General features: G+C 44.2%; 13 protein-coding genes. 1 reads left to right on the top strand and 12 read right to left on the bottom strand.

The window, feature by feature from the left end; genetic code table 11:
• Nucleotides 1-5: 5 nt before the first annotated feature.
• The 5 genes from tkt to BMW45_RS06070 form a co-directional block, all read right to left on the bottom strand.
• A complete protein-coding gene (gene tkt / locus BMW45_RS06050; RefSeq protein WP_092241369.1) occupies nt 6-1,985 on the bottom strand; it encodes a transketolase in 1,980 nt (659 codons plus the stop codon).
• Nucleotides 1,982-3,256 (bottom strand): DUF5711 family protein, encoded by a 1,275-nt coding sequence (locus BMW45_RS06055; protein ID WP_092241371.1) that lies wholly within the window; start codon nt 3,254-3,256, stop codon nt 1,982-1,984. Before BMW45_RS06055 ends, tkt begins: the two co-directional genes overlap by 4 nt.
• Before the next feature lie 73 nt (nt 3,257-3,329).
• Nucleotides 3,330-4,544 (bottom strand): LysM peptidoglycan-binding domain-containing protein, encoded by a 1,215-nt coding sequence (locus tag BMW45_RS06060; RefSeq protein WP_092241373.1) that lies wholly within the window; start codon nt 4,542-4,544, stop codon nt 3,330-3,332.
• A gap of 62 nt (nt 4,545-4,606) precedes the next feature.
• Nucleotides 4,607-5,206: a spore protease YyaC gene (gene yyaC / locus BMW45_RS06065; protein ID WP_092246226.1), complete on the bottom strand. Its 600-nt coding sequence runs from the start codon at nt 5,204-5,206 to the stop codon at nt 4,607-4,609.
• Nucleotides 5,207-5,379: 173 nt separating this feature from the next.
• Complete coding sequence (locus BMW45_RS06070) at nt 5,380-6,471, bottom strand: hypothetical protein (protein ID WP_092241375.1); 1,092 nt, start codon at nt 6,469-6,471, stop codon at nt 5,380-5,382.
• 169 nt (nt 6,472-6,640) lie between these two features.
• On the opposite strand from BMW45_RS06070, the gene BMW45_RS06075 reads away from it, so the two are divergent.
• Nucleotides 6,641-6,907, top strand: a complete 267-nt coding sequence (locus BMW45_RS06075) for a hypothetical protein (RefSeq protein ID WP_025230739.1) — start codon at nt 6,641-6,643, stop codon at nt 6,905-6,907.
• A 109-nt stretch (nt 6,908-7,016) separates the two neighbouring features.
• On the opposite strand, the gene BMW45_RS06080 is transcribed toward BMW45_RS06075, so the two are convergent.
• From BMW45_RS06080 to BMW45_RS06110, 7 genes are all read right to left on the bottom strand, one after another.
• The gene (locus BMW45_RS06080; protein WP_025230738.1) at nt 7,017-7,838 is read right to left on the bottom strand and encodes a glycosyltransferase family 8 protein; all 822 of its coding nucleotides are present in this window, start codon (nt 7,836-7,838) and stop codon (nt 7,017-7,019) included.
• Nucleotides 7,839-7,857: 19 nt separating this feature from the next.
• Nucleotides 7,858-8,418, bottom strand: coding sequence for a CDP-alcohol phosphatidyltransferase family protein (locus BMW45_RS06085; RefSeq protein WP_092241377.1), 561 nt, complete (start codon nt 8,416-8,418; stop codon nt 7,858-7,860).
• 24 nt (nt 8,419-8,442) lie between these two features.
• Nucleotides 8,443-8,886, bottom strand: a complete 444-nt coding sequence (locus BMW45_RS06090) for a MarR family winged helix-turn-helix transcriptional regulator (RefSeq protein ID WP_025230736.1) — start codon at nt 8,884-8,886, stop codon at nt 8,443-8,445.
• 161 nt (nt 8,887-9,047) lie between these two features.
• Nucleotides 9,048-10,043: a LacI family DNA-binding transcriptional regulator gene (locus BMW45_RS06095; protein WP_025230735.1), complete on the bottom strand. Its 996-nt coding sequence runs from the start codon at nt 10,041-10,043 to the stop codon at nt 9,048-9,050.
• A 120-nt stretch (nt 10,044-10,163) separates the two neighbouring features.
• On the bottom strand, nt 10,164-10,805 hold the full coding sequence (gene pgmB / locus BMW45_RS06100) for a beta-phosphoglucomutase (RefSeq protein ID WP_092241379.1): 642 nt from the start codon (nt 10,803-10,805) through the stop codon (nt 10,164-10,166).
• Nucleotides 10,806-10,817: 12 nt separating this feature from the next.
• Complete coding sequence (locus BMW45_RS06105) at nt 10,818-11,678, bottom strand: DMT family transporter (protein WP_092241381.1); 861 nt, start codon at nt 11,676-11,678, stop codon at nt 10,818-10,820.
• A 13-nt stretch (nt 11,679-11,691) separates the two neighbouring features.
• Nucleotides 11,692-14,013: a glycoside hydrolase family 65 protein gene (locus BMW45_RS06110; protein ID WP_092241383.1), complete on the bottom strand. Its 2,322-nt coding sequence runs from the start codon at nt 14,011-14,013 to the stop codon at nt 11,692-11,694.
• Between the last annotated feature and the right edge of the window lie 10 nt (nt 14,014-14,023).

The raw sequence follows: 14,023 nt of genomic DNA on the forward strand, positions 1-14,023 counted from the left end.
TGGAGCTAGATGGACCTTGCAGCCTCTGCCACGTTTTCTGCTGTAAATCCGAAATGTTCAAATAAAAGATTTGCGGGGCCGCTGGCGCCGAAGCCTTTCATGGTCACATACGTTCCGTCAAGGCCTACATATTTGCCCCAGCCGAAATCACTTAATGCTTCTACTGCCACGCGCTTGCGGACTGCCTTTGGAAGGACAGACTCCTTATACTCCTCAGTCTGTTCCTCATACAGATCCATACAAGGCATGGAAACTACACGTACCTTTTTGTCGGTAAGAAGCTTCTTCGCATTGACTGCCAGCTCCACCTCAGAACCGCTTGCAATCAGAATGATCTCAGGTGTACCTTCACAGTCATCGATCACATAGCCTCCTTTTAAGGCTTCCTTGCTGCTTCCAGGCATAGGTGTTAAGTTCTGCCTTGTAAGAACAAGGGCAGTAGGGGTTTTTTTAGAGGTCAGTGCAGAATACCAGGCTGCTGCTGTCTCTGTCTCATCACAGGGACGGAACACATGGAAATTAGGCATTGCCCTTAACATGGCAAGCTGTTCAATCGGCTCATGGGTTGGTCCATCCTCTCCAACGCCGATGCTGTCATGGGTAAATATAAAGGTCAGCGGAACGCCCATTAACGAGGATAAACGTGCCATTGGCTTTGTATAATCGCTGAACACGAAAAAGGTTGCTATATAGGTGCGAAGACCTCCGTGAAGCATCATTCCATTTCCGATGGCTGTCATACCAAGCTCTCTTACGCCAAAATGCAGGTTGCGGCCTCCGCCGTTATCCTTTGAAAAATCACCCATATCGGACATGTTGGTTTTATTGGAAGGAGCCAGATCCGCAGAACCGCCGATTAAGTTTGGCATATAGGTCTTTAAACGGTTTAAAACCTGTCCGGATAAATTCCTGGTTGCATCTGCCTTTTCAGACCGTTTCCAGAAGTCTTCGCATTTTTCAATGGCTTTTTCTCCTGCATCCGGGTCATGGTATGCATTCCAAAGTTCTTCCATATCAGGATACTCCTGGCAATATGCAGCAAACATTACATTCCATGCCGCTTCTGTTTCTGCCTTATCCTCTGCGATCTTCTGATAATGGCTGTACACTTCTTCAGGAACATAGAATGGATCCATGGAAGGCCAGCCTAAGTTTTCCTTCAGGGCTGTCACATTGTCTGCTCCCAGAGGCTCTCCGTGAGCACTGGCTTTCCCCTGTTTCGCAGGACAGCCATAGCCGATCTGGGTTTTAATCGTAATAAAGGAGGGGTGTTCGGTATCTTCTTTCGCATCTTCAATGGCTCGTCCAATGGCTTCCAAATCGTTACCATCCTCAACGGTAATGGTCTGGAAATGGAAGGCTTCCATGCGCTTTTTCACATCCTCAGTGAAAGCGATGTCAGTGCTTCCTTCAATGGAGATCTGGTTGGAGTCATAAAGAACGATTAATTTTCCAAGGCCAAGGGTACCAGCCAGAGAAAATACCTCAGAGGAAATACCTTCCATCATGCATCCATCTCCGCCCAGTACATAGGTATAATGGTCAACAACCGGATAATTCTCTTTGTTGAATACGGATGACAGATGTTTCTCGGCAATGGCCATACCAACTGCCATACCCATACCTGCACCCAAAGGACCTGTGGTAGCCTCCACGCCTACGGTATGACCATACTCCGGATGTCCTGGAGTCTTGGAGCCATGCTGGCGGAAATTCATCACATCCTCTTTTGATAAATTCCCATAGCCAAATAAATGGAGCAGGGAATACAAAAGCATGGAACCATGGCCTCCGGATAAGATAAAGCGGTCTCTGTTGGCCCAGTCTGGATCTGCTGGATTGTGGTTCATATGGTTTGCCCATAATTCGTACGCTGCTGATGCGCAGCCTAAGGGAAGTCCCGGATGTCCGGAATTGGCTTTTTGGATGGCATCCGCTGATAGGACACGGATTGCATTGACTGACATGGTATCGATGTTGCTCATTGGTATTGTCCTCCTATTTGTAATCTTATTTCTTTCATGTTTTGGGTGCCGGTTACGATCAGAGTATTGGGGAACCTGCCGTTTCTAATCTTAGATATCGGAAAATCAAATGTCCCGGCAAACTTAAGCCTTCCGGACATGTTATAGACTCTGCAAGAATCTTCATTATACAAAATTACATGGTCCCCGTCAATATCCGCATGGGTGTACTGATATTGGAAACCTTTGGAAAATACAAGATTCCCATTGGGCTTGTACACATCCAGCCGGTAGGGATTTTCTCCTTCCGGGTTGTTTACAATAAGCCCAACATATTTTTCCGAATAAAACACGCTCCTTATCTCCTCTTCCACGGCTACCTGCCGGATCAGTTCCGGAGAAAGCTCATTCTTAGTGGAGTAAAAAGATACGCTGTTGTCAGCAAAGGCACAGGAGTATGTATCGTCAAGGAACTGGACCTGGGCAACAAGGGAAGAATCATAAGGCTCATCAAAACCGCCCACCAGTCTGTCAGGTACGCTTTTGCCGATTTCCGCAAAATTGTGAAAAGCAACCCTGCCGTTTAACGTTCCGTTTTTCAAATATGCATATGCACCGATCAACTGGGTGCCGTCAGGGGACAAGCTGATATCCACTGGATAACCGGAATCCCCTCCTAAAAGTGCCTTGATCTTTACATCAAGGGCGCTTCCATCCCGCTTAAAGAAATAAATATAATTTGATGTGGAGTCCTCCAGGATCGCGGCCACCACTCCGTAAGAGGACACCGTTGCCTTCACGACAGGAAGCACCGTAGTCGCTATACCAGTATTACCTGATTTATCAAAGATATAAATGGAATTTCCCTGCTGGTCCGCAATAGCCGCATAATTCCCGTTTACGCATGCCATGGGAGATTTCATTTCATAGCTTTGTATCCAGACTTCTTTCCCCTGGGAATCCAGATAGGAGGCTCCATCCTTGCTGTATTTTAATACATTGGAACCAAAGCTAAGATATCCCACATAGCTTCCCTCATTCATATCTTTACTCCAGGCTACGCCATACTGTGTGTACTGATAATGGGTAAAATACCCATAAACGCCTATGGCTCCTGCTATAAACACCAAAAACAGCACCAGAGCGATTCTGATCCTTCTCTTTTTCACCCTGGTGAGGGCTTTTTTTATGATCTCCTGGCTGTCTGTGCTCTCCTGAGGAGAAGATGAAACAATCTGCCGCCGAAGCTGGTTTTTTTTAATCTCTCTATTCATAGAGTTCCTGTCAATCATGCTCTTTTCTCCCAAAAATGCCCATATATACTGGTAGTATACATCATTTCAGAAAGAAACGCATTATATTTTTCTATGGAAGAAGTAATTTCTGGCCGGCTACAATCTTATTTTCATCATCCAGACCGTTAAGCTCACAGATTTCTTTTAATTTATTTACCGTATGGTATTCGGCTATACAGATACCGTAAAGAGTTTCTCCCTCCTGTACCACATGAACCCTCGGAGTGGCCTCTGCAGCCGCCTCTGTTTCCTGGACAGCTGGCTGAGTCGCTGCCTGAGTTGGCGCCTGTGTCGCCGCCGGAGTCTCCTGGGGCATCGTTTCTGCTGCTTTGCTCTCCGCCATGGTCTCCGCCTGGGATTGTTCCGGCATAGTTTCAGACATGGTCTCCTTACTTACTGCAGTGGTAGGATAAACGCCTCCTTCTGCCTCTTCCACAATTACCTTGGATTCGCCGTTACCTCCTTTTTCCGTGCCCTTTTTCCCAATCAAAATCTGTTCCGCCTTGGCCGGAATGGCCGATGCGATCACACTTTCCATACTCCGCATCCGTTCATAGTTGTTAAACATAACAATTCCGCCAGCTAATATGACGATTGACATGGCCATACACATGCCCCGGAGAAGCCCTACCGTCTGATGCCGGTCCGTAACTTCCACCTTATGCTCGTCCATCCGCTTGCGGAATTCTTCGATTACCTTATCATTTGTATCGGTTTCGATACGTTTTACATCCTTTCGCAGTACCATATAGTCCTGCATCATCTGATTTCGCTCATAATAAATGCTGTATCCTTTAAGCTTGTAAAATCCATCCTCTGAAGTTATGTAAACTGTTTCGTCTCCATCAGCTCCATTGCTTAAATACATCAGCCTGTTGGGTCCCCCAAAATACTGAATATGCTGTTTCCAATAATTGATGGGACTTAAATCATCTCCCGGCCTGCCGCACAAAAACCAGCCTTGGATGGACCGCTTTGGAAAAAGCTGCTCCATATTCCGATAGGCCCTTTTCCAGGACAGCTCCGAAAACACCACCCGGCCTCCGGCCTCCGTCACATCCTCCATTTCCAAAGCTCCGTCAATGAAGATATATGGCGTTCCGTCATTGAATTCCATGCCGCCTAACAGAAGACCAACCCGGAGTTCTTGTCCACCCGCAGGATACAGACGTTTCAAATACGTATTTACATAATCTTCCATATACAATTTTACAATCTGATCCCTTTCCCCGATCTGCCTTATATTCTTCGGCAGCTTCGGGAACGGATTATATAATTCACCCATTGGCTCACCTCGCTATTCTTTTTAATCCAATGAATCATAGCATGAAACGGGTGAAAATCGTGTCAAAGCAGGGCAGTGTTTTCCCATAACTTTTCGACAAGATAAATACTATAGCTGATGCAGTCAGCCATGCGCATAACAACGGAAAGCCGGATGCTCTGCAGCATCAGAGGGTCATAATTACCGCAGCTCCCTACGATCCCGGTAATAAAAATATCTCCTACGGCCCGAAGCTCCTTACTGACACCAAGGCCTGGCTTTAACGCTCCTTTTCCCAGTGTTACATAGCCGATATGCTCCATACTTCCGACAGAAGCATCCACTGCCACCACCACGTGATTCGGATAGCGAAGCTTTAAAATGGTCTGGTAAGTCTCCAGATTCATGGCATGGACCGGACGTTCCAGTGTCCCCAGAATTTCTAAATATTCCAGCTCTTTTTCTTTCATCTTGTAGCCGATGAGCGGTCCAAGACTGTCTCCCGTAGAGCGGTCGGTTCCAATGCACAAAAACAGCACTCCCGCCACCTTTCCGTTTTCCTGCTCCATACGTATCATGTCGTAAAGCCTGGAAGCAAACTCCTCTGCCTGGAATACCTGCTTTGTATCATAATAAAAAACGTCCCGGTTTCCGCGGATCGCAATTCTTTCCCATAATTTCATAATATCCTGCCTTGCTGTCCATATTTTCTCTGTTCTATTATAAGCCGCCATTTATGGAATTATTCATTTAAAGGGACAGGAAATATCATTGGGAAATTGCCTTCATGAAGGTAATTATATTAAAAAAGGTGCAGGAAAAAGGCAAACAAACCCTTTCTTCCTGCACCTTGATTTTATTCTTTAAGACTCTTATAAAGAGTTTTTGCTTCACTGATGGAGGAAGCCCTGCCCATCCGGATCATATCTGCCAGTTCGTCAAGCCTTTCCGGAACCATAAATTCTTTTCCAATATAGGACGCATAGTTATCATTGATAAACAGGGTCTGCTCTTTTACCCTGATTTCCGCCTCATTGGCATTCGCTGCTGCCGCTTCATATTCTTCCTCAAGCTTTGCAATCTTATCCCTGCTGTTGCCGGAGATCTCATCGGACAGGATGGTCTTTGTCACCTTATCGAAGGTATTTAAGGCTTCCCGCTTCTTATCGGCAATATTGGATAAGTCCTGATCGATCCGGGTGATCTCGTCATCGTATTTCTCCAGATTGTATACAGCTTCATCACGGTCTCTTTTTATAGAATGGACGATAACCTTGATCTTTCGTTTGTTGGACTTAATAAGGTCTCTGATGGACCTTCCTTTTCTTAATGCACTCTGATGCCTCACCTTGGTAAGATTATTGATGAGGATGTAAAGGCCCCCAAAAAACAAGATGGCCGCAAAGTAAATCCCCATGAGATAAAAAGGAGATTTCTCCGGAAGCAACAGATAGATCCCGCAGGGGATTGCAAGAAAAAACAAGAAAATATTAAAAAGTAGCACAAGGAACTCAGTAAATCCCCTGGGAAGATACAGAGCATAATACCAGCCGCTTTTACAAAGGCCAGGAACCCGGTCCTGCTGGAAAACTGACTTCATCTGCAGCATTAACTCCCGGTTGTTTGCCTTAAGCTCTGCCGTCTCCTCTTCGATCCGTTCCCTGACTCCCTGGGTTTTTGCCTTCTCCCGCTTCCCCCTCACCCGTTTTAAGCGGTCCTGTTCCCTTGCTATTTCCTCGTCATAGGTGTCGTTTATTTCCTCGATCCGTTTCTTCACCGTAAGGCTGATGGCATCTGTCACAGCCTTCCTTTCTGCATCCAGTTCCTTCTCGAGACGTTTCTCCTCCAGCCGGAACTCTTCCAATAAACTCCTGCTTGCAGATAGCTCCTGAATGGCCCTGCAGGCCTCTCCAAGAAAACCAACCTGATCTGTTATGGGTTGCGCCATCTTAAGTCTTCCTCCTTCGGTTTTTCCTACAAAGATTCTATCATATTTTTCATTGTTTTACAATGTCCGCCATTTTCCTTCTTGCCTTTTTCTGTGCAATAATGCTATAATCGTTGCATTATAAAAGCAACTGATGGCATCCCCTCATTTTAGAAAGGAAAATTCGTTTATGTTTCGCATGTGGGCAAAATTAATGAAAGACACCAGGATCATGAAAGACACCGTCATCTGCATCTCCGACTACAGCCTTTCCAGAACTACTATGGTCTTTCAGGCGCTTGACGATATCTGCCTCCAGTTCGATCTTGGAAAACCTATGTGGCTTGATGCTACCGTCCATGAATTTCAAAGACATTCCAAGGCCCGGTTTACCCAGGATAATTTTATAGAGCACATTGATTTTGATTTTCTGGAAATTCAGGTCATAGAAGAATAAGCGAAAGAAGTGTTCGTACATCATACGGCATAGTCAGTTTTGACTATGCCGTTTTGCTGTTGTATTCGCTGGTATTATGCCGCACAATCACACCTGCTGTTTCTAACTGCTATCTGGCGGCAGCCTGCATATAATGCTTATACAGAGCCCCAAAACGATGGGAATAGGATGCTGCCCAGGGTTTTCTCTTTCCGCAGAAATGAAGAACCGCCGTCTTCTGCATTACCCATTCCAGATTAATAATGCCACCGCTTCTTATGAGGTAATTAGAGTAATACCTGGCATCATAGTTCCATATGGCATCGTCCACCTGCATGGTCTGCTGTCCATAAAGGAAATTAAAAACATCCTGATCCGGGAGCAGAAGATCCGATTCGTGTTCGCTGACACACTTAAAAATAGCATCTGTCTTGACAAGCTCCCTGGCCTTTTCTAAATCCATCAACACAACACCGGTATTGTAATAGTCATGCTCGGTACCCAGCCTTACACGATTGATATCATTCATTATCTCCGTAATTCCGGTATGGGACGCGGCTGCAAAGGCACACCCTTTAAGTTCCACATCCCACAATGGGCGAAGGGGATTAATCACAAGGATATCCGGATCAAGATAAAGAACCTTTTCCAAGGACTCAGGAAGAAGATGGGGAGCCAGCAAGCGGTAATACATCTCCTGGGGGTACCTTTTTGAAATGGGGGCATTCTGAAAGATTGCACGGTCTACCTGCAGTGGAGTTAATGGTACACAGCGCAGGCTGCAGTACTCTTCCAGAGCTTGAAGCTCCTCCTGGGGGATCGCGCTATGCAGCAGCCATACATGTACGGTTTCCCGAGGATTATTAGTAAGCAGAGACATTAACATGGTTTGAAACGGTTTTATATAGTTTTTATCAAAGGTCACAAGCAGATTGATTCTGTCATTATGCATGATTCTTCTCCTTTCTTTGCTAAGTTTTGTTTGTATTCTTCAATGCCACTATATTGCGGATTCCGTAAAGAACAAGAGAAACAAACATCATAAGGATGCAAATTGCAATAAGCATATCCGATAATATCCTGGGAATGTCATTCCATATCACATGAAGAATCATCATGGCATAAAGCAGAATCGTTGCTGCTTTTCCATGCCAATTTGCCCCAAAAACCTGCCCCGTGTTCCGTATCACCAAAAAGCCTGTGATTCCTGCAAATATCTCTTTCAGAATCAGAAGAACAAGCGGTGCCATCATAAAGGGGAAGCGGGTGACAAGGCAAAAGAGCATCGCCCCCTGGGTCAGCTTATCAGCAATCGGGTCCAATACCTTACCCAAATTGCTGATCATTTGAAAACGTCTTGCAATAAAACCATCCACAACATCTGTCAGGCCAGACAGGATCAAAAGGCCTCCTGTCCTTAAATAATCCTGTTTTACGTAGTATAGCCAGACAAGAAGCGGTATCATGCATATGCGTAAAGCGGAAAGCATATTGGGGATTGTCAGGATCCTCTTTTGGGGTTCTCGATTCATAATTCTCCTTTCTGCTTGGTTTCATTACTCTTTATTTATTTCTTCACGCAAAAGGGTAATATACTTCCCCATCAATGCGATGAATGTCTTAAGCTCCTGCTCCGGCATCTTTCCGATGGCTCTCGTTTCTGCTTCATATATATGCAGTACCCTGTTTTCACCAAACGCTTTTCCTGCTTCGGTAAGACGGATGATTTTCCGGTTGCGTGTTCCAGGAACTGTCTCCAGAAATACATAGCCTTTTTTTGTTAAATTTGTGATTACGGAGTTAACAGTCTGTTTCGGCAAAGACCATATATCACAGATGTCTTGCTGGGAATACTCACCTCCCCAAACAAGAAGGGCATACCATACCCAAAGTTCACTGTCAGAAATTCCGTATTTTATAGCAGCACTGTGATAGATGGCTGTAAGTTCCTTTTCCTGTTGGTTTAAAATTCCTTGTTGCTTTTTGATCTGTTCATTCATTCCAGAATCTCCTCTATCATAATGTATCCGATATCGGACACTTAAAGGTTAATTTAAAATCAGATACTTGTCAAGCAGATTTATAAAATCCAAAAAAATGCTGTTCCTCTCGCACAAACGCGAAGAAACAGCATCTTTAAAAGAGCAGGCAGCCCTTAATTCTAACCTTTCCATTTACTGACACTTCCCCGAACCATCAATTTTGTAGGTAAGGAAATATGCATACTGATCTCACGTCCGGAATATATCCGTTCCGCCAGTATACTTACTGCCTGAGAGCCCATAAAATCCATATAAATATGAACGGTCGTAAGAGGAGGAATCAAATATTTAGCAATGGAGATATCATTAAATCCAATCACGCTGATATCCTCCGGAATACAAAGCCCTGCCTCCTGTATGGCTTTATAACAACCAACGGCTAAAGAATCGTTTGCTGTAAAGATAGCGCTTGGCCTTTCTTCCATAGCCAAAAGCTCCTTTCCGAGCCTATATCCATGCTTGGGCGTATAGCCGCCTATCTTAATATATTCCTCATTTAAAATCCCTCTCTCTTCCATGAAAGAACGATAAATAGGAACCCTTAAATCCACCACTTCTTTCCCATCCACATCCACATCACGGCCTCCAATAAATGCGATCTTTTTGTGGCCTTCCTGTAAAAAATAACTGAGCACCTTCTTTACAGAGTGTCTTAAATCTGTTACCACGGAATCAAACAAATCCAAATCACCCAATGCATCCACAAAAACAGCCGGCTTATGAAAGGATTTCACCTTGTTTACCATGGATTCACTAAAGGTCCCAAGGCAGATCAACCCGTCCAGATTCGATGTGCTTTCCACAGAATCTCCTAAATTGACCGGAAACTTTTTAAACCCTTCCTCTTCTAATTTCCTCTCTATTGCAATGCGTACAGATAGATAAAAGGTATCTTCTAATTCCTCTTCCAGGGAATAGGATGATATCATGCCAAGCTTTAATTTCTTTTTATACTTCTTCTTGTCCCGCATCTGATATTCTAATCGTTCTGCGGCCTCAAACACCCTTTGTTTCGTCTCGTCCTGTACATTTAACGTGTCATCAAAATTAAGGACACGAGATACGGTCGCAGCAGAAACACCTGCCATTTCAGCTATTTCTTTAATTGTTGCCACTATTTTTTCCTTCCTCGCTTCTTATATTGTCCTCATTTTATCATATCTGATTTTGTGCCGCAACTATCATCATATGTCTGTCACAATACCAAATTTGTTACGGCCCGGCCTTGTGATCCATCAAGGTTCTACGATTTTTAGCAGATCGGAGAATGTGTTTAATTGATAGGTTGCAATATTGCATGATATCCCATCTCCAATTGCCCCACAGTCCATATTCCCAGCTTTGGCAGCCTCTAATCCGGCTTTGGCATCTTCTACCACAAGGCAGCCTTTCGGGTCCTCCGAAAGGAACCTGGCTGCTTTTAGAAACACTTCTGGGTCAGGTTTGGAATTAGTAATATTATTTCCGTCAGAAATAGCATCAAAATACCCAAAAAGGCCAAGACGCTCTAAGATGAATCCTGCATTCTTACTGGAAGAGCCAATGCCAAGCTTCAGCCCTTTTAAGCGGAGGGCATCCAGTGTTGTCTTTACTTCCCCGGAAAGATCCTTCGGGCTCATATGCTTCAATAATTCCTTATAGATTTCATTTTTCTTTTCTGCCAGAAACGTCTTTTCTTCCTGGTTTAAGTTCCCGTGATAATTCTCCAAAATGATCTCAAGACTTTCCATGCGGCTTATTCCCCGCAACCGGTTATTGATTACTTCATCAAAATAAACGCCAAGTTCATCTGCGACCTGCTTCCATGCCTGATAATGGTATCTGTCCGTATGACAGATCACCCCATCCAAATCAAAAATAACTGCCTTATATTTCATAAGGAATTCCTCCTATTCTACCTGCCCGGCTTCTGAAAGGTTTGATATTACAACTGCTCCTAAGATGATCAAGCTGCCCGCCAACATGCGGGGGGTGACAATTTCCCCAAGAATCAGAATAGAAAACAGTGTTCCAAATACGGATTCCAGGGACAGAATAATAGCCGCTTTTGTTTCATCTACATATTTCTGGCTTGCTGTCTGAAGCAGGTAGCATACCGTTGTGCTGATCACTCCTAAATAAAGAACACTTAATATTCCTTTCCCAGTCACGTGAAACTGTGTCTCTCCAAAAGCCATTAAGCAGATGAAAGATAAAAAGAATGCAGTTATCATCTGAATAAAGTTCAATACAGTCGCACGGTATTTCTTTACAAATTCACTTGTAAGAAATATTTGAAATGCAAACCCAACAGCGCAAATAAGAGTCAGCCCATCCCCAAGGCCTAAGGAAAAATTTCGGTCTAATGACAGAAGGGCCACACCTGCTATGGACATCAGTGCCCCGGCTATCCCTCTTGCTCCTATCTTCTTTCTTAAGATCAGAAATGAAATAAACGGAACAATCACCACATTTAAAGCTGTTAAAAAAGCATTTTTAGAGGGTGTGGTGTATTGAAGCCCCACAATCTGAAATGCAAATCCGGCAAAGAGGGCGAGACCCATGAGCCCCCCTGCCTTTACTTCTGATTTTGTGATTCCTTTTAAGGAACGTATGCTGATCAGCCCCATTAAAATAGTGCCTAATAGAAAACGGACCGCCATAATCTGAAATGGTCTCATACTCTCCAGAGCCATGTCGCTGGCAACAAAGCCGCCGCCCCATATGATGGTTACTAAGATAAGCCCCCCGATTGCAAGCCTTTTTTTCATGTACATGTCCTCTCTATTCCCTGGATGCCTTTATGATCTGCCCATTCACCTTTACATTAAGGGCTTCCCCGTCCAGTACCTTCACTAAGACGCTGTTATCCCTGCTGATGGTGATCTTTAACCAGGAATTCAGATAGTGGAGGCTAAAGTCCAGCCCCTCCCATTCCTTTGGCATGTGAGGACAAACAGTCAGCATACCGTCTTCCCCAATGGAAACCCCGGCAAATCCAAATACTACGGTCTGCCATACGCCTCCGGTATTGGCAGCGTGAATCCCTTCCCTCGTGTTTTTCTGTAAGTTCAGCAAATCTAGGAAAGCGGCTCTTTTTAAATACCGGTACGCCTTGGAATCGTCTCCTACCTTTAATCCCATAACAGAGTAAATGCTTGGGCTTAAAGAAGATCCGTGAAGGGTACGTTTTTCATAATACTCGTAATTTTGACCTATCTCATCTTCCGAAAATTCTTCTCCCAATAAGTGAAGAAGCATGACCACATCCGCCTGCTTAATAATCTGTGTCTGTCTTACCTTCTTGGTCTTTAAGGCTTCCGGACGAATCGGCCAGTCATTTTCGTCGTATTTTTCAATTACCACATCATCCAGCTTAAAGTAACCTTCAAACTGCTCTAAAAGGCTCGTGCCTTCTTTTCTCGGAAGGTACATCTTTTCCTGGACGATCTCCCAATTTTTGATTTCTCCGTCCGTTAACCCTGTTTTCCGGATTATCGTATCATATTCTTTGGCATGCTCTTTCTTAAGGGTATCAATTAAGGCAATCACATAGCGTAGATTCCATTTCGCCAGATAATTGGTATAGAGATTGTTATTTACCGGTTCATGCCATTCATCAGGGCCGGTTACCTGGTTAATCTCATAGCGGTCCTTTTCTGCGACATATTCACACCGGCTGGCCCAAAACCTTGCTGTTTCTGTTAAAATCTCCACTCCCTGGTTCAGTAAAAAATCTATGTCTCTGGTTATTTTCACATAATTATAAATGCCATAAGCAACTGCCGCCGTCACGTGATGCTCATAAACGGCTACATAACAGCGGTAACAGGAACCATCCGGCTCAATGGTCCAGTCAGGGCACTGCTCTGTGCCGTCATCCGCAGATTCCCATGGATATTGTGCTCCTTTATAGCCGTTTTTCCTGGCATTTTCCCTTGCTGCATCCAGCAGATGATACCGGTAAGATTCCAGATTTCTTGCCGTTTTAGGGAAAACGTATGCAAAAAAGGGAAGCATGAAAATTTCCGTATCCCAAAAGGCATGGCCGCCATATTCTTCGCCGGAAAGGAGCTTCGCGCCCACATTGACTCTGGCATCTCTCTCATTGCCCGTGCTCATTAAATGAAAAATATTGAAACGGACTGCCCGATCCAGCTCAAAGTCACCTGCAATACGGATATCCGCAGCTTTCCACATCTCCTCATAAACCGCCCTATGGGCTGCCAGCTCTTCTTCAAAACCTGTTTCCAAAAATCCATCTATTTCATCTTTTACCGACCCATGAAGTGCATATCTGGCTGCATCACGTTCTGTATACATGGATACATATTTTATGATTTCTACTGTTTCCCCTTCCATGGCATCAAAATCACCAAACTCCACCCCTTGTTCCCCAAAGGCGTGAAACATCCGGTTTTTCAGAATTCCCTTGCCATTTTTATAGGCTTCGATCCGGCATCCGGATCCTACATGAAGGTGATTATCCCTGGTCGCCACTTCCATATAAATACCGTCTTTATCCAGCGCCTCATTTGCTGTCATATATGTATGTTTTACTTTAAAGCGGGGGGCATCATGGAAGTTAATAATCGTACCGTCAATGATATTTTCCACTTCTATGATACCGCTGTAATTTAACGGTGTGACATACAATTTGATTCCCATGCGATGTACATTGGCACGGCTCACAAACCGGATTCCTTCCACCAGGGTTTCTCTTCCCTTTTTATCCCTCAATATATAACTTTTTGCAAGAAGGGCCTGTTTCATATCAAGGGCTCTGGAAAACTTAAGAATCTGGCAGTTTTCTATTCCAACCAGCTCTTTTTCAATATAAAGCTTTATTCCAAGCCAATTGGGAAGTGCAGCAAGCTCCCTCATAAAGGTTTCTGATTTATCAAATACACCATTCATATATAAATAGGGGAGGGTAATTTTTCCGCCTTCTTCATAACTTCCCCTGATTCCCAGATACCCATTAGATAAACTGAATAAACTTTCAAATTTCAAATTTTCTTCCGGTTCATATTCCTGCTGCAGAATTATCCAGTCATCGGAGCTTAGCAACTCTTTTAATTTCCCTGAAAATCTCTCTTTTATCATTCTTAGACTG

Origin of the sequence: Lacrimispora sphenoides (genome assembly GCF_900105215.1) — a bacterium.
GTDB lineage: Bacteria > Bacillota > Clostridia > Lachnospirales > Lachnospiraceae > Lacrimispora > Lacrimispora sphenoides_A.

Coding starts and splice junctions, on each gene's coding strand:
- BMW45_RS06070 (WP_092241375.1), bottom strand. CDS start 6,471: ATGGCGCAACCCATAACAGATCAGGTTGGTTTTCTTGGAGAGGCCTGC.
- BMW45_RS06085 (WP_092241377.1), bottom strand. CDS start 8,418: ATGAATCGAGAACCCCAAAAGAGGATCCTGACAATCCCCAATATGCTT.
- pgmB (WP_092241379.1), bottom strand. CDS start 10,805: ATGAAATATAAGGCAGTTATTTTTGATTTGGATGGGGTGATCTGTCAT.
- BMW45_RS06055 (WP_092241371.1), bottom strand. CDS start 3,256: ATGATTGACAGGAACTCTATGAATAGAGAGATTAAAAAAAACCAGCTT.
- BMW45_RS06080 (WP_025230738.1), bottom strand. CDS start 7,838: ATGCATAATGACAGAATCAATCTGCTTGTGACCTTTGATAAAAACTAT.
- BMW45_RS06075 (WP_025230739.1), top strand. CDS start 6,641: ATGTTTCGCATGTGGGCAAAATTAATGAAAGACACCAGGATCATGAAA.
- tkt (WP_092241369.1), bottom strand. CDS start 1,985: ATGAGCAACATCGATACCATGTCAGTCAATGCAATCCGTGTCCTATCA.
- BMW45_RS06110 (WP_092241383.1), bottom strand. CDS start 14,013: ATGATAAAAGAGAGATTTTCAGGGAAATTAAAAGAGTTGCTAAGCTCC.
- BMW45_RS06105 (WP_092241381.1), bottom strand. CDS start 11,678: ATGAAAAAAAGGCTTGCAATCGGGGGGCTTATCTTAGTAACCATCATA.
- BMW45_RS06060 (WP_092241373.1), bottom strand. CDS start 4,544: ATGGGTGAATTATATAATCCGTTCCCGAAGCTGCCGAAGAATATAAGG.
- yyaC (WP_092246226.1), bottom strand. CDS start 5,206: ATGAAATTATGGGAAAGAATTGCGATCCGCGGAAACCGGGACGTTTTT.
- BMW45_RS06090 (WP_025230736.1), bottom strand. CDS start 8,886: ATGAATGAACAGATCAAAAAGCAACAAGGAATTTTAAACCAACAGGAA.